Genomic DNA, 26,609 nt, shown 5'->3' with positions numbered 1-26,609 from the left:
GCGCGACGAAATCTCGTTCAATGTGTCGCTCACATGGCCGCGCTTTTGCATCCGGTCAAGGCCAAGCAGTCAAAATGCGGCCCTGCACCGAATGCGCAACCCAACGGCGCGCCTTGCGATTTCCGCAATCCTGGACAAGGGAAATGGGCAGCCTATCGCTGGACAAACCCGGCAATTGATCCTGGAGAACGGGACAAACTCTCCCGCGGATATAAGAGAAACATCGAGCACGCGCCAGCCCTGCTTGAACAGACGCTGTGAACTGCGCAATATGCAGCCCGGCATTTGCTCGGACAGTCGCACGGAATTGCTGTGCTGAAAAGCTGGCCGCCGGGTGGTTGGGTCAACGTCCCGGCGACCAGCCGTATTACCGCCTGTTACAGCGGATCAGAGGCTCAAGGCTCAGTCGGCTTTGGCGATATGCCAGACGCCGCCGACGCCCTCGCCGGTGACATCGCCGGCCTTCTTGTCCTTGATGAACGTGTAGAGCGGCTTGCCTTCATAGGCCCACATCCTGGTGCCGTCGGTGCGGTCGACGATCGTCCATTCGCCCTCGGCCTTGGCGTTGGCGTCAGCTTTCAGTGGCGGCCAATTGGCGGCGCATTTGTCGTAGCAATTCGACTTGCCGGCCTCGTCCTTGTCATAGGTGTAGAGCGTCATGCCGCTGGCGTCGGTGTAGATCTTGGTGCCGCCGACTTCTGCTTCCTTCCACGCCTCGGCGGCGTAGGACACGACGGTGCCGAGCAAAAGCGCGGCCATGCCGATTGCGATCGTTTTCATGGACTTCTCCTTGGATGATTCGAAAAAGCGCGCGGAACAACGCGCTTCGTTTGATCAACGCTGCATGGCGGCCCTTTCTTCCCGGGCTGTTTTCCATAGATCCAGGCGAGGGCGACGACTTGCTGGGGCCACGCGATGGTGATTGGCGGATGGCCGTTGTCGCGGCTATATGGCTGCGCAGTCATCGGGAGACGGAAATGGCATTGGACGTCGGCTATGTCAGCGCGATCGGGGCGGGAGCGATTTCGTTCCTGTCACCCTGCGTGCTGCCGTTGGTGCCGCCCTATCTGTGCTACATGGCCGGCGTGTCGGTCGACGATTTCCGCGGCGAAGCCGGCATTGCGGCAAAGGCTGGCGCGCGAGGCGCGCTGGTTAATTCCTCCATCGCCTTCGTGCTCGGCTTCTCGACCGTCTTCGTCGCGCTGGGCGCCGGCGCCTCCACTATCGGCCATCTGCTACGGGTCTGGCAGGAGCCGCTGGCAATGGCGGCCGGAGTGCTGATCATCCTGATGGGGCTGAATTTCCTCGGCGTATTGCGCATCCCTTTGCTTTCACGCGAGGCGCGCTTCCAGTCACAAGGCAAGCCGGCCAGCCTGATCGCCGCTTACGTCATGGGCTTGGCCTTTGCCTTTGGCTGGACGCCCTGCATCGGCCCGGTGCTGGGGCCGATCCTGACGCTTGCCGGCGGCCGCGAGACGGTGGGCGAGGGCGCGCTGCTGCTTGCCGCCTACTCGCTCGGCCTCGGCATACCGTTCCTGGTCGCGGCGCTGTTTTCCGGCGCCTTCATGCGCTTTCTCGGGAAATTCCGCGTCCATCTCGGCCGCGTCGAAAAAGCCATCGGCGCGCTGCTGGTCGTGGCCGGCGTGTTTTTCCTGACCGGCGGCGTGCAGGCGGCGTCCTATTGGTTGCTCGAGAATTTTCCGGTGCTGGGGCAATTGGGATAGGTTTGCCGCCCGGCCGAGGCGCGAGGCCGTAACTGCGGCACAAGGTACCACAGCTACGTGTCCGTTCAGCCTCCGAAATAGCTTGGCTGGTCGATATCGACGATGAGCCCGGGTCCGCTCGGCGCCCAGCCCAGCAGCGCGCGGGTTCGCTCGCTTGAAGTCGGGACATCCATCGCCGCGAACATCGTGAACCAGCCAAAATGATCGCCGGCCTCTTCGGCGGACTTGGCGACGACCGGCACGTTCAGGCGCCGGCCGATCACGCCGGCGATGTCCTTGAACGGCACGCCTTCTTCGGCGATCGCGTGATAGCGCCCGCCACCGGCGCCATGCTCGAGCGCAAGCCGGTAGATGCGGGCGGCATCGAACCGATGCACGGCGGGCCAGCGATTGAGCCCTTCGCCGACATAGGCCGACACGCCCTTCTTGCGAGCAAGGTCGATGAGGATCGGAACAAAGGCGTGGTCGCCCTGGCCATGGACCGACGGCGGAAGGCGGACAACCGACGCGCACACCCCGCGTGCCGCCAGCGCGGCGGCTGTCGCTTCGGAGGCGCGGGGATACGAAGCGGAAGCGGGGACAGGCGCATCTTCCTCCGTCGCGATACGGCCCCGCGCCTGTAGCGCGGTTCCGGAGGTGACGAGCAGGGGGCGCTCGGAGCCTTTGAGTGCACCGCCCATCGCCTCGATGGCGCGCCGGTCCATTTCGCAGTTTTGCGCGAACTTCGAAAAGTCGTGGTTGAACCCGGTGTGGATCACCGCATCGGCGGCTGCCGCACCCCTGCGCAGGTTCTCCAGGTCTTCGAGGTCGCCTCGATGCACCTCGGCCCCAGTGGCGGCAAGCGACTTGGCCGACGCCTCTGAGCGGGCGAGGCCGAGCACCCGATGGCCGACGCCGATGAGTTCTTGAACGACGGCAGAACCGACGAATCCGGTCGCTCCGGTAACGAAAACACGCATCACGACTTCTCCTTGTTCATTTCTGACCACGACCATGTTCGCGGCCCGCTGACGTCGTGATAGGCGCTTGAGAAAATACGATCTATGCGGTAAAGTGCGTATTATCTTCGCAATCGTCCGGAATGACCCATGGATCCCCTTTCAGATGTGCTCTCGCTGCTGAAGCCGCGAAACTATATGTCGGCCGGCTTCGATGCAGGTGGTGAATGGTCGATCCAGTTCCCCGACCAGCAGCAAAGCATCAAGACGGGAGCGGTGGTCTCGGGCCGGTGCTGGCTGTCGGTGGAGGGCGTTGCCGACGCAGTGCACCTTGAGACGGGGGACTGTTTCCTGCTGCCGAGCGGACGGCCTTTCCGCCTTGCAAGCGACATGGGCCTGGCGCCTGTTGAAGCCGTCAAGATTTTTCCGCCAGCGCGAGCCGGCGGTGTCGTGACCCACAATGGCGGCGGTGATTTCTTTCTGGTCAGCAGCCGCTTCGCGCTTGGCGGCAATCATGCCGGCATCCTGTTGCGGATGCTGCCAGCCATTGTGCATATCCGCAAAGAGTCGGACCAGTCTGCGCTGCGCTGGTCGGTGGAGCGGATGATGCAGGAGCTGCGCGAGCCACAACCGGGCGGCTTTCTGGTGATCCGGCACCTCGCCCACATGATGCTGGTTCAGGCGCTGCGGCTGCATCTTTCGGAAGGATTGAAAGGTGGCATCGGCTGGCTCTTTGCCCTGGCGGACAAACAGATGGGCGCGGCGATCAGCGCCATGCACGACGATCCGGCGCATGGCTGGACGTTACAGGAGCTGGCGGAACGGGCCGGCATGTCGCGATCGACCTTTGCGCTTAGATTCAAGGAGACGGTCGGCGCATCGCCCATGGACTATTTGACGCGCTGGCGAATGCTGCTGGCCGGCGACCGGCTGACGAATTCCAGCGATCCCGTCGCCGTCATCGCGCTGTCGCTCGGTTACGAATCCGAAAGCGCCTTCAGCACAGCCTTCAAGCGGGTCATGAACTGTTCGCCACGGCAATACGGTCGTGGCCGAGCCCCCGGCTTCGCATCACGCAACGAGGCGGAAGCCGCCTGAGCCGATCGGCTTGAGCGTCTCGCGGGTTGGAGGTTCCACCGTCTCACCGGAATTTAACCGCATTGGTGCAGCATGGCGCCGGTGCTACTAACGCTTCGATTCCAGACTCCTTTCAACGGTTGCTGTCCCCATGAGCCAGAGATCCTGCCTGTCCATCATCCTCGCTGCCGGTGAAGGCACGCGCATGAAGAGTGCGGTGCCGAAAGTGCTGCACACAATCGCCGGCCTGCCAATGGTTGCCCACGTCGTCAAGGCGGCTGAAGCCGCCGGCAGCGGTGAGCTGGCGCTGGTGATCGGCCATGGCGCCGACGAGATGCGCAAGGCGGCACTCAAGTTCGCGCCGAAGGTCGAGACTTTTGTTCAGGAAAAGCGCCTCGGCACCGCGCACGCCGTGCTTGCCGCGCGGGCAGCGATATCAAGGGGTTATGATGACATCCTGGTGATGTTTGGCGACACGCCGTTAATCGATCCGGAAGCACTGGCGGCGGCGCGGCTGAAGCTGGCCGAAGGTGCGGCTGTCGTCGTGGTCGGCTTCCGTACGGAAAATCCTTCGGGCTACGGCCGGCTTATCGAAAAGGCCGGCAAGCTCGTCGCCATCCGCGAGGAGAAGGACTGTTCGGACGAGGAGAAGAAAATCACCTTCTGCAATGGCGGGCTGATGGCGGTCGCCGGCAGGCATGCGCTGAAGCTGCTCGATCAAGTCGGCAGCAAGAACGCCAAGGGCGAGTATTATCTCACCGACATCGTCGAGATCGCCGCTGCGCAAGGACTTGATGTCGTCGCCATCGAAGCCAGTTTCGAAAATGCGCTCGGCATCAACAACCGCGCCGAGCTTGCCCAGGCGGAAGGCATCTGGCAGGCGCGCCGGCGGCATGAAGCGATGCTTTCCGGCGTGACGCTGATTGCGCCAGAAACCGTGTTCTTCTCGCACGACACCGATATCGGCGCCGATACGATCATCGAGCCCAATGTCTGGTTCGGGCCGGGCGTGAAAATCGCCACGGGCGCCAAGATCCATGCCTTCAGCCATATCGAAGGCGCAACCATCGCGTCGAATTGCGATGTCGGGCCGTTCGCGCGGCTGCGGCCCGGGGCCGATCTGAGAAACAAAGCCAAGGTCGGCAATTTCTGCGAGGTAAAGCAAGCGATCGTCGAGGAGGGCGCCAAGGTCAACCACCTGACCTATATCGGCGATGCCCGCATCGGCGCAGGCGCCAATATCGGCGCCGGCACCATCACCTGCAATTATGACGGTTATTCGAAATTCTTCACCGATATCGGCGAGGGCGCCTTCATCGGCTCGAATTCCTCGCTGGTGGCGCCGGTGTCGATCGGCAAGGGCGGCTACATCGCCTCGGGCAGCGTCATCACCGAAAGCGTGCCCGACGATGCACTGGCCTTCGGCCGTGCCCGCCAGCGGACTCTGCCCGGCAAGGGCAAGGAGTTGCGCGAACGGTTCGCTTCGGCCGCGGCTGCCCACAAAAAAGGATAGCCTAACGGAACTCAGCGACAAGCTGGATTTCCCCAACGATTGCATCGTTGAAGGCGGACAGGTCTTCGGCCGGGATCCAGTATTCCAGATGCGCCCGGCTGCCGGCATGCTGGACGCTGTAACGGTCCAGAAAGCTGCGGCGCACCTCGAAACGGGTCACGAAACCTGATCCGCTCGCGGGCACATTCCAGTCTCGGGCGATCTGGGTGGCATAGGCCTCGCTCGTTACCGGATAGAAGATCGGCTGATCGGCAAGTCGAGGAGGAAAGGCGCGCATCCCTGAACTCTGGATCAACTCCAGTTCGCGTGGCCCAACCGGACGCCAAAGTGTCACCGTGTCAATTCGTTCGTTCATGGCCGCATCATGTCTTTGACTGATTTCAGGAGCCTTTGAGGCGAGATAGGATATATGAGCGGAGAAACTGAGCAATTGCAGTAACCGGATTGCAAGAGCGCTCTGTGATGGTGCATCTGTGCAGGATAGTCCGGCTGATACCGGACGAAATGGAATGTGATTTTTCGCGGTCGCCAGGCAGTCTCTAAATAGTGCCGGGTTTGAAGTCAGAGTCGGGGGAAGCGCCATGTGCGGTATCGTTGGAATAGTCGGTAACTCGCCGGTCGCGCCGCTTATCGTCGATGCGCTGAAAAGGCTCGAATATCGCGGCTATGATTCGGCCGGCGTCGCGACCATCGATCATGGCCATCTCGCCCGTCGCCGTGCCGAAGGCAAGCTGATCAATCTCGAGCGCCGGCTGAAGGACGAACCGCTCGGTGGCACGATCGGCATCGGCCACACGCGCTGGGCAACGCATGGCGTGCCGAACGAGACCAATGCGCATCCGCATTTTTCCGACGGGCTCGCCATCGTCCATAACGGCATTATCGAGAATTTCGCCGAATTGCGCGATGAGTTGATCCGCGACGGCTATACGTTTTCCTCGCAGACCGACACCGAGGTCGTCGCCCATCTGGTGGCGCGCGAACTGGCCAGGGGCCTGAAGCCGGTCGAGGCCGCGCATCAGGCGCTGAAGCGGCTGGAAGGCGCCTTTGCGCTGGCCATCATGTTTAAGGGCGACGAGGATCTGATCGTCGGCGCCCGCAATGGCCCGCCGCTGGCCGTCGGACATGGCGATGGCGAGATGTTCCTGGGCTCCGACGCCATCGCGCTTGCCCCGTTCACCAACTCGATCACCTATCTGGAAGACGGCGACTGGGCGGTAGTGCGCCGCAACGACGTTGCCATCTTCGACATGGACGGCAACAAGGTCGACCGCAAACGCCAGCAGTCGCTCAGCACGAGCTTCATGGTCGACAAGGGTAACCGGCGCCATTTCATGGAAAAGGAAATCCACGAACAGCCGGAAGTGATCTCGCACACGCTGGCATATTATGTGGATTTCGTCGGTGGCGTCTCGAAGCCGCTCGACCTGCCATTCGATTTCGCCAAGATCGACCGGCTGGCGATTTCGGCCTGTGGCACCGCTTATCTCGCCGGGTTGATCAGCAAATACTGGTTCGAGCGCTATGCGCGGCTGCCGGTCGACATCGATGTCGCCTCGGAGTTTCGCTACCGCGAGATGCCGCTGTCGAAGACCGATGCCGCCTTCTTTATCTCGCAATCGGGCGAGACGGCGGACACACTGGCGTCGCTGCGCTACTGCCGCAAGGCCGGCATGAAGATCGGTGTTGTGGTCAATGTGCGCGAATCGACCATGGCGCGGGAATCCGACGTCATCCTGCCGACACTGGCCGGCCCGGAGATCGGCGTCGCCTCGACCAAGGCGTTCACCTGCCAGCTCTCCGTGCTGGCTTCGCTGGCGGTGCGAGCTGGTATGGCGCGTGGGACCATTTCGCCCGAGCAGGAGAAGACACTGGTGCGCGCGCTATCCGAAGCGCCGCGTTACGCCAACCAGGTGCTGAAGCTCGATGGGCAGATCGAAAAGATCGCTCGCGACCTCTCGCACTACAAGAATGTACTTTACCTCGGCCGCGACACCAATTTTCCGCTGGCCATGGAAGGCGCGCTGAAGCTCAAGGAAATTTCCTATATCCACGCCGAAGGCTATGCCGCCGGCGAGCTGAAGCACGGGCCGATCGCACTGATCGATGAGAACATGCCTGTCATCGTCATCGCCCCGCACGACCGCATCTTCGAAAAGACGGTGTCGAACATGCAAGAGGTGGCGGCGCGCGGCGGCAAGATCATCCTGATCACCGACAGCAAGGGCGCTGCACACGCTACGGTGAAGACGATGGAGACGATCGTTTTGCCGGACGTGCCGGAAATCATCTCGCCGATCATCTACGCGCTGCCGATCCAGATGCTCGCCTATTTCACCGCCGTGTTCATGGGCACGGACGTCGACCAGCCTCGCAACCTGGCGAAATCGGTAACGGTGGAATAGGTCTCGTTTAAAAACTTCGCAATTCCAAAGCGCCTTCGGGTTCAGTAGTGTCGCGTTGCAAACACACGCTGCGGTGAACCATGTCGGATGCTCTCAAGACCTCAGGCATGACCCGGCTGAGAAACTATTTCCTGACCGGCTTCGTCGTTTGCGCGCCATTGGCGATCACCGCCTACATTGCCTGGTCGCTTATCGGCTGGGTCGATTCCTGGGTGAAACCCTACATCCCGGTACGCTACAATCCGGACACCTACCTGCCGTTTCCAGTGCCGGGTTTTGGGCTGATCGTTGCCCTGATCCTCATCACCTTTATCGGTTTCCTGACAGCCAATATCGTCGGTCGCGCCATCGTCAACTTCGGCGAGCGCCTGCTTGGCCGCATGCCGCTGGTGCGCGGCATCTACGGTTCGCTGAAGCAGATTTTCGAGACCGTGCTGTCGAACAAGGGCGACATGTTCCGCCAGGTCGGGTTGGTCGAATATCCGCGCAAGGGGGTCTGGTCGCTGGTCTTCGTCGCCAGCGAGAAGGAAACCGAGATCAACCAGAAGCTCGACCAGCAAGGCGATCCGCTGATTGCGGTGTTCATGCCGTGTACGCCTAACCCGACTACGGGCTTTCTGATGTATGTACCGAAATCCGACATCGTGCTGCTCGACATGACGATCGAGGACGGAGCCAAGCTGATCGTTTCGGCCGGCCTGGTGGCGCCGGCGGTCAAAATGGTGACGGTGAACGGCGAGCAGATCCACGGCGCGCTCGCCAATCCGCCGCTCGACGCGATGCCTCAGCCGGCGCGCAGGAGCCGCACGGCCTCGTCGCGGCCGAATAGATAGAGCAGCAGGCGCAGCGCCGTGCCGCGTTCGGACTGCAGTTCCGGATCACGCGACAGGATCAGCCGCGCATCGTCGCGGGCGGCCTCGAGCAGGTCGGCATGCGCCTCGATGCGCGCCACCTGGAAGCCCGGCGTGCCGGATTGGCGGGTGCCGAGCAACTCGCCTTCGCCGCGCAGCTTCAGATCCTCTTCGGCGATGCGGAAGCCGTCCTCGGTCTCGCGCATCACCGACAGCCGGCGTTTGGCCGTCTCGCCAATCGGGTCCTTGTAGAGCAGCACGCAGGACGACGGCTTGTCGCCGCGCCCGACCCGGCCGCGCAATTGGTGCAACTGGGCAAGGCCAAAACGCTCGGCATGCTCGATGACCATGATTGTTGCGTCAGGCACATCGACGCCGACCTCGATCACCGTGGTGGCGATCAGGATGCGCGTTTCACCCTGCTTGAAGGCGCGCATCGCCTCGTCCTTGTCGGCGCCCTTCATGCGGCCATGCACCAGGCCAATCCGATCACCGAACAGCGGCTTCAGCGAGGCAAAACGGTCCTCGGCCGACATCAGCTTGATCTCCTCGGATTCCTCAACCAGCGGACAGATCCAGTAGATTTTCTGGCCATCGGCGACAGCGTCGAGCATGCGGCCGATCAGCTCGTCGAGCCGTTCAAGCGGCAAGGTGACGGTGCGGATCGGCTGGCGGCCGGCCGGCTTTTCCGTCAGCTTCGACACGTCCATGTCGCCGAAGGCAGTCAGCACCAGCGTCCGCGGTATCGGCGTTGCCGTCATCACCAGCATGTCGGGCGCATCGCCCTTGGCGGTGATGGCAAGGCGCTGGTGGACGCCGAAACGGTGCTGCTCGTCGACGACGGCGAACACGAGGTCATGGAACGTCACCGTTTGCTGGAACAGCGCATGGGTGCCGACGACGATGTCGATGTCGCCATTGGCCAGCCCGGTCAGCGTGTCGGCGCGCTCGCGGCCGTTTTCGCGGCCGGTGAGGATGGCGACGCGCAAGCCGGACCGTTCCGCCAACGGCGCAATCGTTGCGAGATGCTGGCGCGCCAGGATTTCGGTCGGCGCCATCAATGCCGCCTGGCCGCCGGCCTCGACGGCACGCGCCATGGCAAGCAGCGCGATCACCGTCTTGCCGGAGCCGACGTCGCCCTGCAAAAGGCGCAGCATGCGTTCGGGGTCGCCAAGATCGGCGTTGATTTCGGCAAGCGCCATTTCCTGCGACATGGTCAGCGAATAAGGGAGTGCCGCGCGCAATTGTTCGACTATGCGGCCGTCGCCAACGAGTGGCCGGCCCGATAATCGGCGGACCTTGGCCCGGACCAGCGCCAGCGATACCTGGCCGGCCAAGAACTCGTCATAGGCAAGGCGCCGCCACGCCGCGCCGTCGACGGAGACGTCGATCGGGTCGGCAGGATTGTGGACCCGGGTGAGCGCATCGCCGAAAGCAGGAAAGGCGTGGCGGCGCCGGAACTCGCCGTCCTGCCATTCGGGCAGCACCGGCAGGCGGGCCAGCGCTTGGCCAATCGCCCGGCGCAGCACCTTGCCCGAGAGCCCGGCGGTCAGCGGATAGACCGGCTCGACCAATGGGAGGTTTTCTGCGTCGCCGGCAAGTGCGATATGGTCGGGATGAACCATGGTCGGGCGGCCGTTGAACCATTCCATGCGGCCCGAGACGACGACATGCTCGCCTACGGGCATCGCTTTTTCGAGATAGGCGGCATGGGCATGGAAGAAGGTCAGCGCGATCTCGCCAGTGTCGTCATGGGCGTAGACCCGGTAGGGTACCGACCTGTTGCCACGCGGCGGCGGCTGGTGGCGGTCGATGCGCACATCGAGCGTGACGATTGCGCCCTCGGCCGAACCGGCGATGCCCGGCCGGTTGCGGCGATCGATGACAGTATGCGGCAGCACGAACAAGAGGTCGCCGGCGCGCGCTGCCCGGTCGCCGAGATCCGCCGCCACGACTTTCTCGATCAATACGCCAACCTTCGACCCGACGCCAGCAAGCGAGGTGATCGGGACAAACAGCGGATCGAGGAGGGAGGGACGCATGATGTCAGCTTATGTTGCGCCGGCCGGAGCGCAAGGCTGACACCGCCTTCTATCCACGCTATATGCGCCGCCTGGGCAAGGATGTTGCACGATGACCGGAACGACTCGATCAAGCGAGGGGCTCGATACCCGCCGCCGCAAGCTTCTGTTTCGTTCGTGGCACCGCGGCATGCGCGAGATGGACCTGATACTCGGCAGCTTCGCCGATGCCGAGATCGGCGCCTTGACCGGCGACGAAATCGACCAATATGAGAGGCTTCTCGACATTCCCGACACCGAATTCCTGCCTATCGTCACCGGCGAGCGCCCGGTTCCGACGGATATAGATTGTGCCGTCCTGCAAAAAATCCTGGCTTCGCGCCGGGACATGACCTTCTGAACAACGTGTAGCCATGAGCCTTATCCCTACGATCGGTCTGCCGAAAGGCCGCGCCGGCCAGTTCATTGTCGATGGCGTCGCCGACGGCTACGAAGCCTTTGCGCTGGTGCAGGCTGCGCACGAGATCGCCCCTGACAAGCCGGTGCTTTTCGTGGCACGCGACGGCCAGCGTCTGCCGGCGATCGTCGAGGCGCTTGCCTTTGCCGCGCCGGGCCTGCCGGTGCTGGAACTGCCGGCCTGGGATTGCCTGCCTTACGACCGCGTCTCGCCCGGCGCCGATGCCGCCGCAAGGCGGCTCGATGCGCTGGCAGCAATGATTGCGCTGGCGAAGAGGCCGCACCGCGCCGTCATTCTCACCACCGCGAATGCGTTGCTTCAGCGCATTCCGCCGGCGGAACTCGTCGAGGCGCAGACCTTTCACGCCAAGCCCGGTAACCAGATCGACATGAACGTACTGGTGTCGCGGCTGGAGACTTCCGGCTTCGAGCGGGTACCGACGGTGCGCGGCATCGGCGAATTTGCAGTGCGGGGCGGCATCCTCGATCTCTTCGCGCCCGGATGGGCGGAGGCGCTGCGCCTCGATTTCTTCGGCGATACGCTGGAATCGATCCGCGTCTTCGACACCGCAACACAGAGAACCACCGGCCAGCGCAAGTCGATGGCGTTGCAGGCGATGAGCGAGGTGGCGCTGACGCCGGAAACCATCAGCCGCTTCCGCCGTGCCTATATCGAAGCCTTTGGCGCACCCTCGCGCGACGATGGGCTCTATGCGGCGGTCAGCGAGGGCAGGCGGTTTGCCGGCATGGAGCACTGGCTGCCGTTCTTCTATGAGCGGCTGGAAACCGTCTTCGACTATCTACCCGACGCGCCTGTGGTTTTCGACCATCTGGCGCATGAGGCACTGGCCGAGCGCCACACTCTGATCCTCGACCACTACGAAGCGCGCAAGAAGCAGGCCGACGGCGCCTTGAAGGACGCGGTGCCCTACAAGCCGGTGCCGCCGGATCTGCTCTATCTGTCGCCAGAGAACCTGATTGCCTCGCTTGGCCCGCGCGAAGCAATAGACTTCACGTCGTTCGATGCGCCCGATGCCGGTGCGAAAAAGGTGTTCCATGCCGGCTCGCGCCACGGCCGCAGCTTCGTCGAGGAACGCGCCGACCCTAGCGCCAACGTTTTCGACGTCGTCGTAAAACACATTTCCGACGAGCGCGCTGCACGCCGCCGCGTCATCGTCGCCGGCTGGACCGAGGGTTCGCTCGACCGGCTTGGTCAGATCCTGGCCGAGCATCATCTTGGCAATCTGAAGCCGGTGGCGACGCTTGCCGAAGCCGAAAGGCTTGAGCCGGGGCAGGCGGGACTGGCCGTGCTGCCGCTCGAATCCGGCTTCGAGACGGAGAAACTGGTCGTTGTCGCCGAGCAGGACATTCTCGGCGACCGGCTGATCCGACGCTCGAAGCGCAAGAAGCGCGCGTCCGACTTCATCGCCGAGGCTTCGGCGTTGTCCTCGGGCGATATTGTCGTCCATTCCGATCATGGCATTGGCCGTTTCATCGGGTTGCGTACCATCGAGGCGGTTGGTGCGCCTCACGATTGCCTCGAAATCCACTATGCCGGCGATGATCGGCTGTTCCTGCCTGTGGAAAACATCGAGCTGCTGTCGCGCTATGGCTCGGATTCGGCCGAGGCGACGCTCGACAAGCTTGGCGGCGGCGCCTGGCAATCGCGCAAGGCGCGGCTGAAGAAGCGCCTGCTCGACATGGCCGGGCAGCTGATCCGCATCGCCGCCGAGCGGCAGATGCGGGCCGCACCGGCGCTGGTGCCGGCGGAAGGCCTCTATGGCGAGTTTGCAGCGCGTTTTCCCTATGAGGAGACCGATGACCAGCAGACGGCGATCGATTCGGTCATGGATGATCTAGGCGCCGGAAAGCCGATGGACCGGCTGATCTGCGGCGATGTCGGCTTCGGCAAGACCGAAGTTGCACTTCGCGCCGCCTTCATCGCGGCGATGGAAGGCGTTCAGGTGGCGGTGGTGGTGCCGACGACATTGTTGTCGCGCCAGCATTTCAAGACCTTCTCGCAGCGCTTCTCGGGCCTGCCGATCCGTGTCGCCCAGGCCTCGCGGCTGGTCGGCGCCAAGGAACTGGCCGAGGCCAAGAAGGGCATCGCCGAAGGTCAGGTTGACATTGTCGTCGGCACGCACGCGCTGCTCGGCTCCTCGATCTCGTTCAAGAATCTCGGCCTGCTGATCATCGACGAGGAGCAGCATTTCGGCGTCAAGCACAAGGAACGGCTGAAAGACCTGAAGACCGACGTCCACGTCCTGACTTTGTCGGCGACGCCGATCCCGCGAACGTTGCAGCTTGCCTTGACCGGCGTGCGCGAGCTGTCGCTGATCGCTACGCCGCCGGTCGACCGCATGGCAGTGCGCACCTTCATCTCGCCCTTCGATCCGCTGGTCATCCGCGAAACGTTGCTGCGCGAGCGCTACCGTGGCGGCCATTCCTTCTATGTCGTGCCGCGCATCAGCGATCTCGCGGAAATCCATGATTTTCTGCGCGAATCCGTGCCTGAGCTGAAAGTGGCGGTGGCGCATGGCCAGATGCCGCCGGGCGAACTCGACGACATCATGAACGCCTTCTATGACGGCCAGTACGATGTGCTTTTGTCGACCACCATCGTCGAATCCGGCCTCGATATCCCGACCGCCAACACGCTGATAGTGCACCGCGCCGATATGTTCGGACTGTCGCAGCTCTATCAGCTGCGCGGCCGTGTCGGCCGTTCGAAGGTGCGCGCCTACGCGCTGTTCACACTGCCCGCCAACCGCAAGCTCACCGATACAGCCGAGCGTCGGCTGAAAGTGCTGCAGTCGCTCGATACGCTCGGCGCCGGTTTCCAACTGGCTAGCCACGACCTCGATATCCGCGGCGCCGGCAATCTGCTCGGCGAAGAGCAGTCGGGCCACATCAAGGAGGTTGGTTTCGAGCTCTACCAACAGATGCTGGAGGAGGCGGTGGCCGAAGTGAAGGATTCCGGCGAGGTGCAGGACGGCGGCTGGTCGCCGCAGATCGCCGTCGGCACAGCGGTGATGATCCCGGAAAGCTATGTCCCGGACCTGCAGCTCAGGCTGGCGCTCTATCGCCGTCTTGGCGATCTCGAAAATACGGAAGAGATCGATGCTTTCGGCGCCGAGCTGATCGACCGGTTCGGGACGCTGCCGGAAGAGGTAAAACATCTGTTGAAGATCGTCTTCATCAAGGCGCTTTGCCGCAAGGCCAACGTCGAGAAGCTCGACGCCGGGCCGAAAGGCGTCGTCATCCATTTCCGCAAGCGGGAATTCCCCAATCCGGTCGGGCTGGTCAAGCTCATCGGCGAACAGGGCTCGCTGGCCAAGATCCGGCCCGACCAGAGCGTCGTCTTCAGCCGCGACTGGCCGACCCCCGAAAAGCGGCTGGCAGGCTCGGCGGTTGTCATGACGCAGTTGGCGCGGCTGGTGGAGAAGGCGGCGGCGTAGCAGGGTGTCGCGGGTGCTCTGGGCACAGCCGCACCGGCACTTTCACCGTGCCGTGCCCATTCGCCACGCGGCCAATTCCGGTCTAGAATAGGAAATCGGCTTCGTGTATGGAGCCGCGACCCCATATTGGGCGGATTGGCGGGCGATGGCGTCCGTGCGAAAGAGCGTTGGGTGCTTCGATGACGAAATGGTCGCCGAATTCGTGGAGAGCTAAGCCGATCCAGCAGGTTCCTGCCTATCCGGACCTTGTCGCGCTGAGGAACACGGAAGCCCAGCTCGCCACCTTTCCGCCGTTGGTTTTTGCAGGTGAGGCGCGCAAGCTGAAGAAGCAGCTTGCAGCCGTCGCTGCCGGGGACGCATTCCTTCTGCAGGGTGGCGATTGCGCCGAGAGCTTCGCCGAGCATGGCGCCGACAATATCCGCGACTTCTTCCGCGTCTTTTTGCAGATGTCGGTGGTACTGACCTTCGCCGGCGCGCAGCCGGTGGTGAAGGTCGGCCGTGTCGCCGGCCAGTTCGCCAAGCCGCGCTCGTCCGACAATGAGACCAAGGGCGGTGTGACGCTGCCCAGCTATCGCGGCGACATCATCAATGGCATCGAGTTCGATGCCAAGTCGCGCATTCCCGATCCTGCGCGGCAGGAGATGGCGTACCGCCAGTCGGCGGCGACGCTCAACCTGTTGCGCGCCTTCGCCCAGGGCGGCTACGCCAGCCTGGAGAACGTGCATCAATGGATGCTCGGCTTCGTGTCCGACAGCCCGCAGGGCGAGAAATACGAGTCGCTCGCCAACCGCATCACCGAGACGATGGACTTCATGAAGGCCGTCGGCATCACCTCGGAGACCAATTACGCGCTACGCGAGACCGATTTCTACACCAGCCACGAAGCGCTGCTGCTCGGTTATGAAGAGGCGCTGACCCGCGTCGATTCGACTTCGGGCGACTGGTACGCCACCTCCGGCCACATGATCTGGATCGGCGATCGCACGCGCCAACCCGACCACGCGCATGTCGAATACTGCCGTGGCATCAAGAACCCGCTCGGCCTGAAATGTGGCCCGTCGCTGACGCCGGACGGCCTGTTGCAGCTCATCGACCTGCTCAATCCGGAGAACGAGCCTGGCCGGCTGACGCTGATTGCCCGCTTCGGTTCCGATAAGGTCGCCGAACATCTGCCCAAACTGGTGCGCGCGGTGCAGAAGGAAGGCCGCAGCGTGGTGTGGTCGTCGGATCCGATGCATGGCAATACCATCGAGGCCGCCGGCTACAAGACACGGCCGTTCGACCGCATCCTGAAGGAGGTGCAGACCTTCTTCGAGGTGCATCGCGTCGAAGGCACGCATCCCGGCGGCATCCACATCGAGATGACCGGCAAGAACGTCACCGAGTGCACCGGTGGTGCCCGCGCCATCACCGCCGAAGAGCTGCAGGATCGCTACCACACCCATTGCGACCCGCGCCTCAATGCCGACCAGGCGATCGAGCTGGCCTTCCTGGTGTCCGATCTGCTCAAGAAGAGCCATCCGGTCCAGCACAAGCAGGCCGTCAACGGCTGATGCGATCTGAACTTTGATATATTGAAAAAGCGCCGGAGAAATCCGGCGCTTTTTGTATTCAATCCGGCGGGTGTCGCATTTGCTCGTGCGTAACGCGCGCAAAACTGGAATCCTGCCAAGCGATGGCAATTGCATTGGGAGGCCGAGATGGCTGACAGTCACAGCGGATCATGCTTGTGCGGGGCAGTGCGGTTGCAGACGCGAGGACCGCTACGCGGCGTTATCTACTGCCATTGCTCGCAGTGCCGAAAGCAGAGCGGGCATTTTTATGCCGCGACCAACGTCGCCGATCGCGACATCACAATCGCCGGCGCAGAGAACGTCACCTGGTACGAGGCATCTTCGTTTGCCAGGCGCGGTTTTTGCAAGACATGCGGATCGCTGCTGTTCTGGAAACCGATGGAGGGTGGCTACGTTTCGGTCATGGCCGGCCTGTTCGACGCGCCAACCGGACTTCAAGGGGAATGTCATATCTTCGTCGGCGACAAGGGCGATTACTACGCGATCGACGATGGGCTGCCGCAGTTCGAGAAGTCGACGCCGTCGATCAAGGTAGCAGACGGCTGATTTTTGAAGAGGCCGCCTTATTCCCTTGATCCAGCCATTGCGCTATCCCCTGCCGGTGATTCCGAAGGGTTTTGGCATGCAGCGGCTGATCGACGCTTTTTACAATTCGGTGCGGGCGTTTCGCAAACTGGCCGCCGACGAGGAGGCCTTCCAGCTGGAACTGGTCCTGCTTGTGCTTGCGCTGCCGCTCGGCTGGTTCCTTTCAGAATCGTGGCGCGGCTATGCCCTGCTGATCGGTGCGGTGCTGCTCATGATCATGATCGAAGTGCTGAACACCGGCATTGAGGCGGCATGCGACGCGTTCAGCCGCGAATTCAACATCGACATCCAGCTAGCCAAGGATTGCGGTTCGCTGGCGGTGCTGATTTCGGTGGTGATCGTCGCCGGCGTCTGGGGCGTCGCAGTCATCGAGCGCATCGTTGGGGTACCGATCTGAGGTTTCAGGCACCACATGCCGGTTAATCGAGGAGACCGATATGGCCGATACCGCCGGATTTCTGCTGCTTGAACGTGAGGGCCTGCCGGACGATCTGCGCTGGCTGGTGGAAAAATATCCGCGCGAGGACTGGCAGGCGCATGCCAACATCCACGGCATGGCCAATATGTGGCTGCAGCGGCACGACATGTTCCGCGACCTTGGCGGCATGCTCACCAACGGCATTGGCGATTATCGTGAGGGCAGGCTGAACGCGCCGGAATTCGCACGCTGGTTCGCGCCGCGCCTCAATCATTTCCTCGGCAATCTCGATGGCCACCACAATGTCGAGGACCATCACTATTTCCCGGTCTTCGCCAGGGCCGAGACTCGTCTGAAGCGCGGCTTCGAAATCCTGGATGCCGATCACCACACAATCCATGAGGGACTGGAGCGCAATGCCGAGGCGGCAAATGCCTTCATCGGCACGCTTCAGGAGAGCGAGGACAAACAGCGCTTCGCCGCCGATGCCTATGCCGACGAGAACAGCCGGCTGATCGCCATGTTGACCCGGCATCTTGCCGACGAGGAAGACCTGATCATTCCGCTGATCCTCGAGAAGGGCGACCGCGCGCTCGGCATTGATTGACGATCAGCTTCCCTTGCGAAGCTCCTTCTTGGCGAGGACGTGCGACGCCAGCCAGCCGAGGATGGCCACAACGAGACCGATGACCAGGGCGATCAGCAACCGCTCGTGGCGGGCCAGCGCCTGGCCGACGATGCGCTCCGCGCCCAGCCCGAAGACATAACCGACAGTGCAGAACAGTGCCGCCCAGACTACCGACGAGATGGCGTTGAGGATGACGAAGCGCGCTGCGGCGATGCCCGACAGCCCGGCTGCGATACCACCGACCAGGCGCAGGCCATAGATGTAGCGGTTCGACAGCACGAAAATGTTGGGATGAGAGGTGACAAGGCGGTAGGCGTGGCTGAACCCTGGCCGGGCTCGGAGTCCGATCACGAATTTATGGTCGGCGAAGCTCCGTCCCAGGATGAAAAAGAACGTGTCGCCACCGAAGGCGCCGAGCGCCGCCGCGAGGAAGGCCTGCCACGGGACGAAGACATGCTGATGCGCAAAGAAACCGCCAAGGATGGCGGCGCTTTCGCCCTCGGCGACGCAGCCCAGAAAAACCGCGACCAGCCCATATTGCTCAATGAGACGATGAATGGCTTCCGTCATGAAGACGTCCGCTGCTTCGACAGAATCTCGTCGATGCGCTTCACCTGCTCGGCCAGCCGGGCGATCTCGTCTCGCATGCCGATGATCTGGCTGTGGCGCAGTTCGTCGAGCTTTTCATGCAACGCCATGATCTCGATCTCGGCCTTGAGATTAACCTCATAGTCGTGGGCGGCGTCGATACGATCGCGCTCGGTCTGGCGGTTCTGCGCCATCATGATCACTGGCGCCTGCAGGGCAGCAACCATGGAAAGCACGAGATTGAGGAAGATGAAAGGATAGGGATCGAAGGCGGCGCGCGACAAGAGCCAGACATTGCCTGCCGTCCACAGGATCAGGAAGCCAATGAATGTCAGGATGAAGGACCACGAACCGCCGATCCGGGCGATGGTGTCAGCCAGGCGGTCGCCAAACGTCTGGTGAAAGGCGACGGCCTTGTTGGTGTCCTTGGAGATCGTGGTGCGCTCGAGCGTTGATTGCAGCACCCGGCTTTCGAGCGCGCTGAGGCCGTCCGGCTTTCGCTTCAGCCAGCGGTTTGCCAGGTCCTCGATCGTTTTGTTCATCGTCGCCTCCGTCGTCAGCGATAGAGGTAGAAGCTGCCGGTTCATACGGGAAGTGGTAGATTGACGCGATGGGGTCAGGAAACAATGGTGGATTTTCAGAAGATTCGCGCCCGTGCGGCGAAACGCAAAGGCGGTGAGGCAGCGCTGACGTCGCTGCTGGGCCCTACGCCCGACAATGCCGCGCTGGCAAAGATTGCGGATGACCGGATCCTGTCGACCATGGCCGAACGGGTCTTTGCCGCCGGCTTCGTCTGGCGCGTCATCGAGCAGAAATGGCCAGGTTTCGAGGAAGCATTTCTTGGCTTCGAGCCGAAGCGGCTGCTGTTCCAGCCTGACGATTTCTGGCACGATCTCACCGCCGACAAGCGCATCGTGCGCAATCCGCAGAAGATCAAGTCGGTACGCGACAACGCAGCCTTCGTCGAGCGCGTGTCGAAGGAGCATGGCAGCTTCGGCAAGTTCCTCGCCGACTGGCCGGCCGGCGATCAGGTCGGGCTGATGGCTTATCTCGGCAAGCACGGGAGCCGGCTCGGCGGCAATACCGGCCAGTATTTTCTGCGCTGGCTGGAGTGGGACGCCTTCATCGTCTCGGCCGACATGGCGGCAGCGCTGCGCGACGCCGGGCTCGACATCGCGCAGAGCCCGACATCGAAGAAGGACCTAGACAAGATCCAGGTGCAGATCAACGCCTGGGCGGCGGAGACCGAGCTGCCGCGCCGACACATTTCGCGCATTCTGGCAATGTCGATCGGCGAGAACCATCCGCCGGAGGCGCTACGCGAATATATGGGCGAATAGGACCGATTGTTTGGTCCAAACGAACGCCATTGCCCGACGAATTTTGCCGCGCTAAACCCACAGGCATGATCGACAAGACCGCTCCAGACATATTGCGCATCGCCGTCGCCCAGCTCAATCCGACGGTCGGCGACGTCGCCGGCAATCTTGCCAAGGCGCGCGAGGCGAGGGCGGATGCCGCCCGCCAGGGCGCCGATCTCGTGCTGTTCACCGAGCTTTTCCTGGCCGGCTATCCGCCTGAGGATCTGGTGCTGAAGCCCGCCTTCCTGAAGGCCTGCGAGCGGGCTGCCGAGGACTTCGCCGGCGATACCGCCGATGGCGGCCCGGGCGTCATCATCGGCACGCCGCTGAAGCGCAAGACCGGCACGCACAATTCGATCATCTTTGCCGATGGCGGCAAGATCCTTGCCGAACGCTACAAGCTCGATCTGCCGAATTACGGTGAGTTCGACGAGAAGCGCGTCTTCCAGGCCGGACCCGAGATCCAAGGGCCGGTCAATTTCCGCGGCGTGCGGGTGGGAGTGCCGATCTGTGAAGATATCTGGGGCGAGATTGCCGTCTGCGAGACGCTGGCCGAAAGCGGCGCGGAAATCCTGCTGGTCCCGAACGGCTCGCCCTATTACCGCGGCAAGGTCGACGTCCGCCACCAGATCGTCATCCGCCAGGTCATCGAATGCGGACTGCCGATTATCTATGCCAACCAGCTTGGCGGCCAGGACGAGCTGATCTTCGACGGCGCGTCGTTTGCCATAGGCTCTGACAAGACGCTGGCCTTCCAGATGAGCCAGTTCGAGGAGACGGTCAACGTCACCACCTGGAAGCGAAAGAATGACGTCTGGGTCTGCTCTGACGGACCGATGTCGAAAATCCCGGAGAAGGAGGAGGCCGACTATCGCGCCTGCATGTTGGGCCTGCGCGACTACGTCAACAAGAACGGCTTCAAGAATGTCGTGCTCGGCCTTTCCGGCGGCATCGATTCGGCGATCTGCGCGGCACTTGCCGTCGATGCGCTCGGCGAGGAACGGCTGCGCGCCGTGATGATGCCTTACCGCTACACTTCGACGGACTCGCTCAAGGACGCCGAGGACTGCGCCCGCGCGCTCGGCTGCCGCTACGATATCGTGCCGATCTTCGAGCCGGTCGAGGGCTTCCTGCACACACTGACGCAGCTTTTCGAGGGCACCAAGGAAGGCATCACCGAGGAAAACCTGCAGAGCCGGGCCCGTGGCACCATCCTGATGTCGATTTCCAACAAGTTCGGCTCGATGGTGGTCACTACCGGCAACAAGAGCGAGATGTCGGTAGGCTACGCCACGCTCTATGGCGACATGAATGGCGGCTTCAACCCGATAAAGGACCTCTACAAGATGCAGGTCTATGCGTTGTCGCGCTGGCGCAACGCGCATGTGCCGCCGGGCGCGCTAGGCCCGTCCGGCGAGGTGATCCCGAACAATATCATCGACAAGGCGCCCTCGGCGGAACTGCGCGAGAACCAGACCGACCAGGATTCGCTGCCGCCCTATCCAGTGCTCGACGACATATTGGAGTGTCTGGTCGAGAACGAGATGGGTGTCGACGAGATCGTTGCGCGCGGCCATGACCGGGCGACGGTGACGCGCGTCGAGCACCTGCTTTACGTCGCCGAATACAAGCGCCGGCAGGCAGCGCCCGGCGTGAAGATCACCAGGAAGAATTTTGGCCGCGACCGCCGCTATCCTATTACCAACCGGTTCAGGGATGGCGGGTAGGCGATTGGCTGCATAACGGTTTAGCCATGGCCAACTTTGAAATCAGCTTCGACCTGTCGCAGATCGACTTCCGGGCGACGTCCGACATTTTGAAGGAGAGCTATTGGGGCAGCGGCCGCAGCGATGAACTGCACCGCCGCGCCTTTGCCAACTCACTGTGCGTCGGCGCCTATGTCGGCGGCAATCAGGTCGGCTTTGGCCGGGCGATCACCGACCGTACGGTATTTGCCTATCTCGCCGACATCATTGTCTGGCCCGGGTATCGCGGGCAAGGCATCGGGACCCGGCTTGTCCAGGCGCTTATCGACCACCCGGATTGCAAGACTGTCACCCACTGGAGCCTGTCTACCAACGATGCCCACGCGGTCTACGAGAAGCTCGGCTTCAGGCCTTCCACCGACGGCCGCTATATGCGCTTCGACCGTATCCCGGCAGCCTGAACAGAGGCAGCGCACAACCGACCGTTGTTGCAAAATCGTCTCACTGGTTGGACCAGATGCGCTTTCGACCATCTACTGACTTGGCGCGGCGTTGAGGCGTCTCTATAAACGCCTTTCCGCGATCCCCTTGGGGAGGACCGAAATGCCAGGATTTGACATCGTTATGCGAGGCCGCGAAGCCTAGGTCCCAATCGGTGAGCCCGAAGGTTCTTACCTTTGCGGCGAAGCCGAGCTGAGAACAGGCGTTCGTCGATGCCGGTCGCCGCCCGTATTCGGGCGAGCCGCCAAATGTGCCGAACCTCCGCTTTCCTTGGGTGCTAATTCGCCCGACGCGGTTTTTTCAATTTCGACCTTTCCGGGATCGGGCTCGTTTGCGCCCGAATGACATCATGGCTCGTTTTCGAATAGATTTGCGCGCGGGCGCCTTTCGCAGCGTTCTTGGTTTTACGCTCAGTCATTGGCGGCGCCAGCCGTGGCGGCTTTCGCTGATCATGGCCACATTCCTGCTGTCGACCCTGGCCGACGTGCTGACGCCGCTCTATTCCGGCCGGCTGGTCGACGCCGTTGCCAGCAGTGCCACTGCCGACGATGTCGCATGGAATGCCGCGACGGCTGCCTTTTCGATGCTGGTGGCCCTGGCGCTCACCGGTGTCGTGCTGCGCAATCTCGCCTTCATGGCCATCGTCGAACTGACCCTGAAGATGATGGCCGACATCGCCGCCGATGCCTTCTACCGCGTCCAGCGCTTCTCCACCGACTGGCACGCAAACAGCTTCGCCGGATCGACGGTGCGCAAGATAACGCGCGGCATGTGGGCGCTCGACCTGCTCAACGACACGATCCTGATCGCGCTGCTGCCGTCGGTCGTCATGCTTGTCGGCTCGACGCTGTTGCTCGGCTGGTTCTGGCCGCTGATGGGCGCGGTCGTCGCGACGGGCTCGGTGCTGTTCATCGGCGTAACGACGATGCTGTCGCTCGGCTATGTCGCCCCCGCGGCAAGGCTTGCCAATGCGTGGGATACGCGGCTTGGCGGCTCGCTGGCCGATGCGGTGAGCTGCAACGCCGTGGTCAAGGGTTTTGGCGCCGAGGAGCGCGAGGAGACACGGCTTGCCGACGTCGTCGCCAAATGGCGCGCACGCACGCGGCGCACCTGGGTGCGCGGCACCGTCAACGGCACCACGCAAGGCACGATGCTGCTGCTTTTGAGGGCAGCGGTCATCGGCTTTTCCCTGCTTTTGTGGTCGTGGGGGCAGGCGAGCGCCGGCGACGTCGCCTTCGTGCTGACCTCATTCTTCGTGCTGCAAGGCTATCTGCGTGACATCGGCACGCATATCCGCAATCTGCAGCGCTCGATCAATGACATGGAGGAACTGGTCGACTTCCAGTCCGAACCACTCGGCATCGAGGATCGGCCCGGAGCCAAGCCGATCCGGATCACCGATGGCCGTATCACCTTCGACAATGTCACGTTCCACTACGGTAGCCACCGCTTGCCGCTTTATCGGGACTTTTCGGTGGATATCGCTCCGGGCGGGCGGGTCGGGCTGGTTGGCCATTCGGGCTCCGGCAAGACCACGTTCGTCAAGCTGATCCAGCGCCTCTATGACGTGACTGCGGGCAATATCCTGATCGACGGCCAGGATATTGCCAATGTCGCGCAGGCGTCGCTGCGCGCACAGATCGCGATTGTCCAGCAGGAGCCGATCCTGTTCCACCGGTCGCTGGCTGAAAACATCGCCTATGCCCGGCCGAGCGCCACGCAGGCCGAGATCGAGCACGCGGCGCGCTTGGCCAGCGCGCATGACTTCATCGCCGATTTGCCGAAAGGCTATGGCACGTTGGTCGGCGAGCGTGGCGTAAAGCTGTCGGGCGGCGAGCGTCAGCGTGTTGCAATCGCACGCGCCTTCCTCGCCGATGCGCGCATCCTCATCCTGGACGAGGCAACGTCGAGCCTCGATTCGGAATCGGAGGTGCTGATCCAGCAGGCGATGGAGCGCTTGATGGTCGGCCGCACGACGCTGGTCATCGCCCACCGGCTGTCGACCGTGCGCGCGCTGGACAGGCTTCTGGTGTTCGATCGCGGCCGCATTGTCGAGGAGGGATCGCATGACCAACTGATCCGGCTGCAAGGCGGCATCTACCGCCGGCTGTTCGAACGTCAGGCGCTTGAGCTGACCAAAGGCCTGGTGATCTGACGGTTACGGCGCGGCGCGTCTTAATGGACGCGCGGCGCTGCCGTCTTTTCTTCGTCTTCGTCATGTTCTATGTCTGCCGCAGAGCGCGGGGGCGCGTCTTGTCAACAGCAAAACCATCCGGTACGCCCCGCTCATGACAGTTACCGTCCGTTTCGCCCCGTCACCGACCGGCCGCATCCATATCGGCAATGCGCGCACCGCTTTGTTCAACTGGCTGTTCGCCATCAAGAACAAGGGCCGCTTCATCCAGCGCTTCGACGATACCGACGTTGCCCGTTCGACGCAGGAATTTTCCGACGCCATCCTTTATGATCTGCATTGGTTGGGCATCTTCCCCGATGCCACGGAGTATCAGTCGCGGCGGGTCGAAATCTATGATGCCGCACTGGAAAGGCTGAAGGAGGCCCGCCTCGTCTATGCCTGCTATGAGACGCCTGAAGAGCTCGACCTGAGGCGCAAGGTGCGCCGCACGCGTGGCCTGCCGCCAGTCTATGGCCGCGAGGCGCTGACGCTGGCACCCGAGCAGGTCGCGGAATATGAGGCCGATGGCCGGCGGCCGCACTGGCGCTTTCTGCTGCCCAACTTCAGCAGCGATCCGCTGCAGCCGGAGCGCACCGAAATCCACTGGAACGACCTGGTGCGCGGCGAGGAGACCGTCGACCTCGCCTCGCTTTCAGATCCCGTTCTGCGGCGCGAGGACGGCACCTATCTCTACACACTGCCTTCGGTGATCGACGACATCGACATGGGCGTCAGCCATGTCATTCGTGGCGACGACCACGTCACCAATACCGGCGTCCAGATAGCCCTGTTCCGGGCGCTCAGCGCCGAGCCGCCGGTGTTCGGCCACCACAATCTTCTGACAACAGCATCAGGCGAGGGGCTTTCCAAGCGCACCGGCGCGCTGTCCATACAGAGCCTGCGTGAGAGCGGCATAGAGCCAATGGCGGTCGCTTCGCTGGCGGTACTCGTCGGTACCTCGGAAAACGTCGTGGCGGTGCCGACGATGGCTGAACTTGCCGAGCGCTTCGATCCGGCGGCAACATCGAAATCCGCCGCCAAATTCGATCCGGACGAGCTCTTCGTGCTCAACCGCACGCTGCTGCACCACATGCCCTTTTCCGAGGCGCGCGACCGGCTGATCGTGCTCGGCATCTCTGGCGAACAGGCCGAGCCTTTCTGGCTGGCGGTGCGCGGCAATCTCGACAGGCTGGCCGATGCGGCGATCTGGTGGCGCACACTTCGCGACGGTCCAGAGGAGCCGGCGGAGTTTTCCGACGATGACCGCGACTTTCTTCGCCAGGCGTTCGAACTGCTGCCGGAGGAGCCTTGGAACGGCACCGTCTGGAAAGACTGGACCGGCAAAATCCGAGCGGCGAGCGGCCGTAAGGGCAAGGCGCTGTTCATGCCGCTGAGGCTGGCGCTTACGGGACAGCCTTCGGGTCCGGAGCTTGCAGATCTGTTGCCGCTGCTGGGTCGGGAAGGAACGTTGGCCCGACGACCCTGACCTTGCGCTGTTCGGGCGGCGGCAGGGACGTCAGCGAAGGCACGGGTTTGACGGCAAGGCGTCTGATCGCCTCACGGTCGAGGCCGCCTTCCGCGTTGGCCAAGGTCTCCGGGTCGGCGCCCGGATCAGGCCTGGCAACCGGCACCGGAATGAACGGAGTGGTCTCCACGTTCGCTTCGGATCGTTCCGGGCTGGGCGGGTTGCCGGCGATGATTTCGAAATTCTGCGCGGCATTGCAGCCGCATGCCGGCGGCCGTGGCATGTCGGACTGCTTGTAGAGGTAGGCCGTCGGCAGTTCGATATAAGGCCTGCCGGTCACCGAAGACGTCATGGACGCCGAATCGCTGTTCATGCCGCGCGTGTAGAAAACCTGCATCTCGGTGCCGGGGCAGCTCGATTCGCAATTCTTCTGGTCGCGCTCGAAATCGCCGAGCGAGGCAGCATTCGACATCGGGAAGAAATAACCGTCGCAGGTCCGCACACACATGGTGCGGAATTCTCCTCGCGGCTGGCCCATGTCGGCGTTGTTGAGCAGGGTGCGGATGTTGCCCGGCTGACTTAGCTCTTCAGCCTGGCTGGGCTCTTCACGCTGGTCGGGCGCATCGGATTCACTGCCCAAAAGCTGCTCGAGCAGGTTTCCGTTGCCGTTTTCATCGCTGGCTTCGCGAACCGGTGCGGGCTTTGATGGCGCCGCTTCGTCGCGGCAGCCATTGGCGTCAAGCGAGGTCAATATGCGCGCGCGATCGCGTCGCGAACCACCGCTGTCAAGCTCAGCGCGCTTGGCCTGCAAGTCGTCGAGATTGGCAGCCATGCGATCGATGGTGGCGTCGAGTGCCGCGCATACGTTGGCGTTGCGGCGAGACAGCGAAAAGCCGCAGCCGGCGCTGCTGGATTGGCTGACGGCCTTTGAAATCTGCTGGCGCTGCCGGGCGATCGCGTCGTCATATTTCCTGAGCAAGGCCGGTTTGCCGCCGCCACCACGAGAAGCGGCAGCAAGATCGGTTTCAAGCTGGCGGCAGAGGCGGGAGGCGGCCTGCGCCTGAGTGACGGCGATGTCGCACAGTAGCAGGGCACCGAGCAGCGCGGCGGCCCGCGTCAGCTTCCAACGTGCGCCCGTCATCGCTCCGGAACTCCGCCTGTCTG

24 protein-coding genes are annotated in these 26,609 nt (G+C 62.8%); 17 read left to right on the top strand and 7 right to left on the bottom strand.

Translation table 11 applies throughout. The features are described 5' to 3' along the window. Positions 1-33 precede the first annotated feature (33 nt). Positions 34-261, top strand: a complete 228-nt coding sequence (locus NKH91_RS05580) for a hypothetical protein (RefSeq protein WP_023720101.1) — start codon at positions 34-36, stop codon at positions 259-261. 141 nt (positions 262-402) lie between these two features. Here the strand turns inward: NKH91_RS05580 and NKH91_RS05575 are convergent, their stop codons facing one another. Continuing rightward, positions 403-780, bottom strand: a complete 378-nt coding sequence (locus tag NKH91_RS05575; protein ID WP_352587018.1) for a COG4315 family predicted lipoprotein — start codon at positions 778-780, stop codon at positions 403-405. A 197-nt stretch (positions 781-977) separates the two neighbouring features. On the opposite strand from NKH91_RS05575, the gene NKH91_RS05570 reads away from it, so the two are divergent. After that, positions 978-1,724, top strand: coding sequence for a cytochrome c biogenesis CcdA family protein (locus NKH91_RS05570; RefSeq protein ID WP_023720100.1), 747 nt, complete (start codon positions 978-980; stop codon positions 1,722-1,724). A gap of 65 nt (positions 1,725-1,789) precedes the next feature. On the opposite strand, the gene NKH91_RS05565 is transcribed toward NKH91_RS05570, so the two are convergent. After that, a complete protein-coding gene (locus NKH91_RS05565; protein ID WP_352844169.1) occupies positions 1,790-2,683 on the bottom strand; it encodes an SDR family oxidoreductase in 894 nt (297 codons plus the stop codon). Positions 2,684-2,812: 129 nt separating this feature from the next. Between NKH91_RS05565 and NKH91_RS05560 the strand changes: the two genes are divergently transcribed. Both NKH91_RS05560 and glmU read left to right on the top strand, forming a co-directional pair. Then, positions 2,813-3,760: an AraC family transcriptional regulator gene (locus tag NKH91_RS05560; RefSeq protein ID WP_352482204.1), complete on the top strand. Its 948-nt coding sequence runs from the start codon at positions 2,813-2,815 to the stop codon at positions 3,758-3,760. A 130-nt stretch (positions 3,761-3,890) separates the two neighbouring features. Further along, on the top strand, positions 3,891-5,252 hold the full coding sequence (glmU, locus tag NKH91_RS05555; RefSeq protein WP_352844167.1) for a bifunctional UDP-N-acetylglucosamine diphosphorylase/glucosamine-1-phosphate N-acetyltransferase GlmU: 1,362 nt from the start codon (positions 3,891-3,893) through the stop codon (positions 5,250-5,252). Between the two features lies 1 nt (position 5,253). Here glmU and NKH91_RS05550 read toward each other — a convergent pair whose 3' ends face one another. After that, complete coding sequence (locus NKH91_RS05550) at positions 5,254-5,607, bottom strand: hypothetical protein (RefSeq protein ID WP_031194321.1); 354 nt, start codon at positions 5,605-5,607, stop codon at positions 5,254-5,256. 226 nt (positions 5,608-5,833) lie between these two features. Here NKH91_RS05550 and glmS point away from each other — a divergent pair, with 226 nt between their 5' ends. Together glmS and NKH91_RS05540 are read left to right on the top strand one after the other, a co-directional pair. Further along, complete coding sequence (gene glmS / locus NKH91_RS05545) at positions 5,834-7,657, top strand: glutamine--fructose-6-phosphate transaminase (isomerizing) (protein WP_352844165.1); 1,824 nt, start codon at positions 5,834-5,836, stop codon at positions 7,655-7,657. 80 nt (positions 7,658-7,737) lie between these two features. Beyond that, the gene (locus NKH91_RS05540) at positions 7,738-8,490 is read left to right on the top strand and encodes a DUF502 domain-containing protein (protein ID WP_031194320.1); all 753 of its coding nucleotides are present in this window, start codon (positions 7,738-7,740) and stop codon (positions 8,488-8,490) included. Here the strand turns inward: NKH91_RS05540 and recG are convergent. Further along, positions 8,442-10,550 carry an ATP-dependent DNA helicase RecG gene (recG, locus tag NKH91_RS05535; RefSeq protein WP_352482208.1) on the bottom strand — a complete coding sequence of 703 codons (2,109 nt, stop codon included), beginning with the start codon at positions 10,548-10,550 and terminating at the stop codon, positions 8,442-8,444. The two genes, NKH91_RS05540 and recG, sit on opposite strands and share 49 nt — an antisense overlap. A gap of 91 nt (positions 10,551-10,641) precedes the next feature. Between recG and NKH91_RS05530 the strand changes: the two genes are divergently transcribed. The 6 genes from NKH91_RS05530 (at position 10,642) to NKH91_RS05505 (ending at position 17,627) form a co-directional block, all read left to right on the top strand. Beyond that, positions 10,642-10,929 (top strand): succinate dehydrogenase assembly factor 2, encoded by a 288-nt coding sequence (locus tag NKH91_RS05530; protein ID WP_023720093.1) that lies wholly within the window; start codon positions 10,642-10,644, stop codon positions 10,927-10,929. Between the two features lie 13 nt (positions 10,930-10,942). Next, positions 10,943-14,443 (top strand): transcription-repair coupling factor, encoded by a 3,501-nt coding sequence (gene mfd, locus NKH91_RS05525; RefSeq protein ID WP_352495352.1) that lies wholly within the window; start codon positions 10,943-10,945, stop codon positions 14,441-14,443. 179 nt (positions 14,444-14,622) lie between these two features. Further along, the gene (locus NKH91_RS05520) at positions 14,623-15,996 is read left to right on the top strand and encodes a class II 3-deoxy-7-phosphoheptulonate synthase (protein ID WP_352482211.1); all 1,374 of its coding nucleotides are present in this window, start codon (positions 14,623-14,625) and stop codon (positions 15,994-15,996) included. Between the two features lie 147 nt (positions 15,997-16,143). Continuing rightward, on the top strand, positions 16,144-16,563 hold the full coding sequence (locus tag NKH91_RS05515; protein WP_352482212.1) for a GFA family protein: 420 nt from the start codon (positions 16,144-16,146) through the stop codon (positions 16,561-16,563). 76 nt (positions 16,564-16,639) lie between these two features. Continuing rightward, positions 16,640-16,999 (top strand): diacylglycerol kinase, encoded by a 360-nt coding sequence (locus NKH91_RS05510; RefSeq protein ID WP_352844824.1) that lies wholly within the window; start codon positions 16,640-16,642, stop codon positions 16,997-16,999. Between the two features lie 40 nt (positions 17,000-17,039). Next, entirely contained in the window at positions 17,040-17,627 is a 588-nt protein-coding gene (locus NKH91_RS05505; protein WP_023720088.1) for a hemerythrin domain-containing protein, read from the top strand. 3 nt (positions 17,628-17,630) lie between these two features. Here the strand turns inward: NKH91_RS05505 and NKH91_RS05500 are convergent, their stop codons facing one another. Together NKH91_RS05500 and NKH91_RS05495 are read right to left on the bottom strand one after the other, a co-directional pair. Continuing rightward, positions 17,631-18,218 carry a DedA family protein gene (locus NKH91_RS05500; RefSeq protein WP_023720087.1) on the bottom strand — a complete coding sequence of 196 codons (588 nt, stop codon included), beginning with the start codon at positions 18,216-18,218 and terminating at the stop codon, positions 17,631-17,633. Continuing rightward, positions 18,215-18,778 carry a DUF1003 domain-containing protein gene (locus NKH91_RS05495; protein WP_023720086.1) on the bottom strand — a complete coding sequence of 188 codons (564 nt, stop codon included), beginning with the start codon at positions 18,776-18,778 and terminating at the stop codon, positions 18,215-18,217. Before NKH91_RS05495 ends, NKH91_RS05500 begins: the two co-directional genes overlap by 4 nt. 84 nt (positions 18,779-18,862) lie before the next feature. On the opposite strand from NKH91_RS05495, the gene NKH91_RS05490 reads away from it, so the two are divergent. The 5 genes from NKH91_RS05490 (at position 18,863) to gltX (ending at position 25,466) form a co-directional block, all read left to right on the top strand. Beyond that, positions 18,863-19,576 (top strand): DNA-3-methyladenine glycosylase I, encoded by a 714-nt coding sequence (locus NKH91_RS05490; RefSeq protein WP_023720085.1) that lies wholly within the window; start codon positions 18,863-18,865, stop codon positions 19,574-19,576. 65 nt (positions 19,577-19,641) lie between these two features. Next, positions 19,642-21,324: an NAD+ synthase gene (locus NKH91_RS05485; RefSeq protein ID WP_352844163.1), complete on the top strand. Its 1,683-nt coding sequence runs from the start codon at positions 19,642-19,644 to the stop codon at positions 21,322-21,324. Between the two features lie 26 nt (positions 21,325-21,350). Further along, positions 21,351-21,764: a GNAT family N-acetyltransferase gene (locus NKH91_RS05480; protein ID WP_352844161.1), complete on the top strand. Its 414-nt coding sequence runs from the start codon at positions 21,351-21,353 to the stop codon at positions 21,762-21,764. A gap of 389 nt (positions 21,765-22,153) precedes the next feature. After that, on the top strand, positions 22,154-23,959 hold the full coding sequence (locus tag NKH91_RS05475; protein ID WP_352844159.1) for an ABC transporter ATP-binding protein: 1,806 nt from the start codon (positions 22,154-22,156) through the stop codon (positions 23,957-23,959). A 133-nt stretch (positions 23,960-24,092) separates the two neighbouring features. Next, positions 24,093-25,466 carry a glutamate--tRNA ligase gene (gltX, locus tag NKH91_RS05470; protein ID WP_352482218.1) on the top strand — a complete coding sequence of 458 codons (1,374 nt, stop codon included), beginning with the start codon at positions 24,093-24,095 and terminating at the stop codon, positions 25,464-25,466. On the opposite strand, the gene NKH91_RS05465 is transcribed toward gltX, so the two are convergent. After that, positions 25,384-26,586 (bottom strand): DUF2865 domain-containing protein, encoded by a 1,203-nt coding sequence (locus tag NKH91_RS05465; RefSeq protein ID WP_352587032.1) that lies wholly within the window; start codon positions 26,584-26,586, stop codon positions 25,384-25,386. The genes gltX and NKH91_RS05465 overlap by 83 nt on opposite strands. Positions 26,587-26,609 lie beyond the last annotated feature (23 nt).

This window comes from Mesorhizobium sp. M0894 (genome assembly GCF_040319725.1).
In the GTDB taxonomy this organism is placed as follows: domain Bacteria; phylum Pseudomonadota; class Alphaproteobacteria; order Rhizobiales; family Rhizobiaceae; genus Mesorhizobium.
This window is presented reverse-complemented; position numbering and strand designations above follow the sequence as displayed.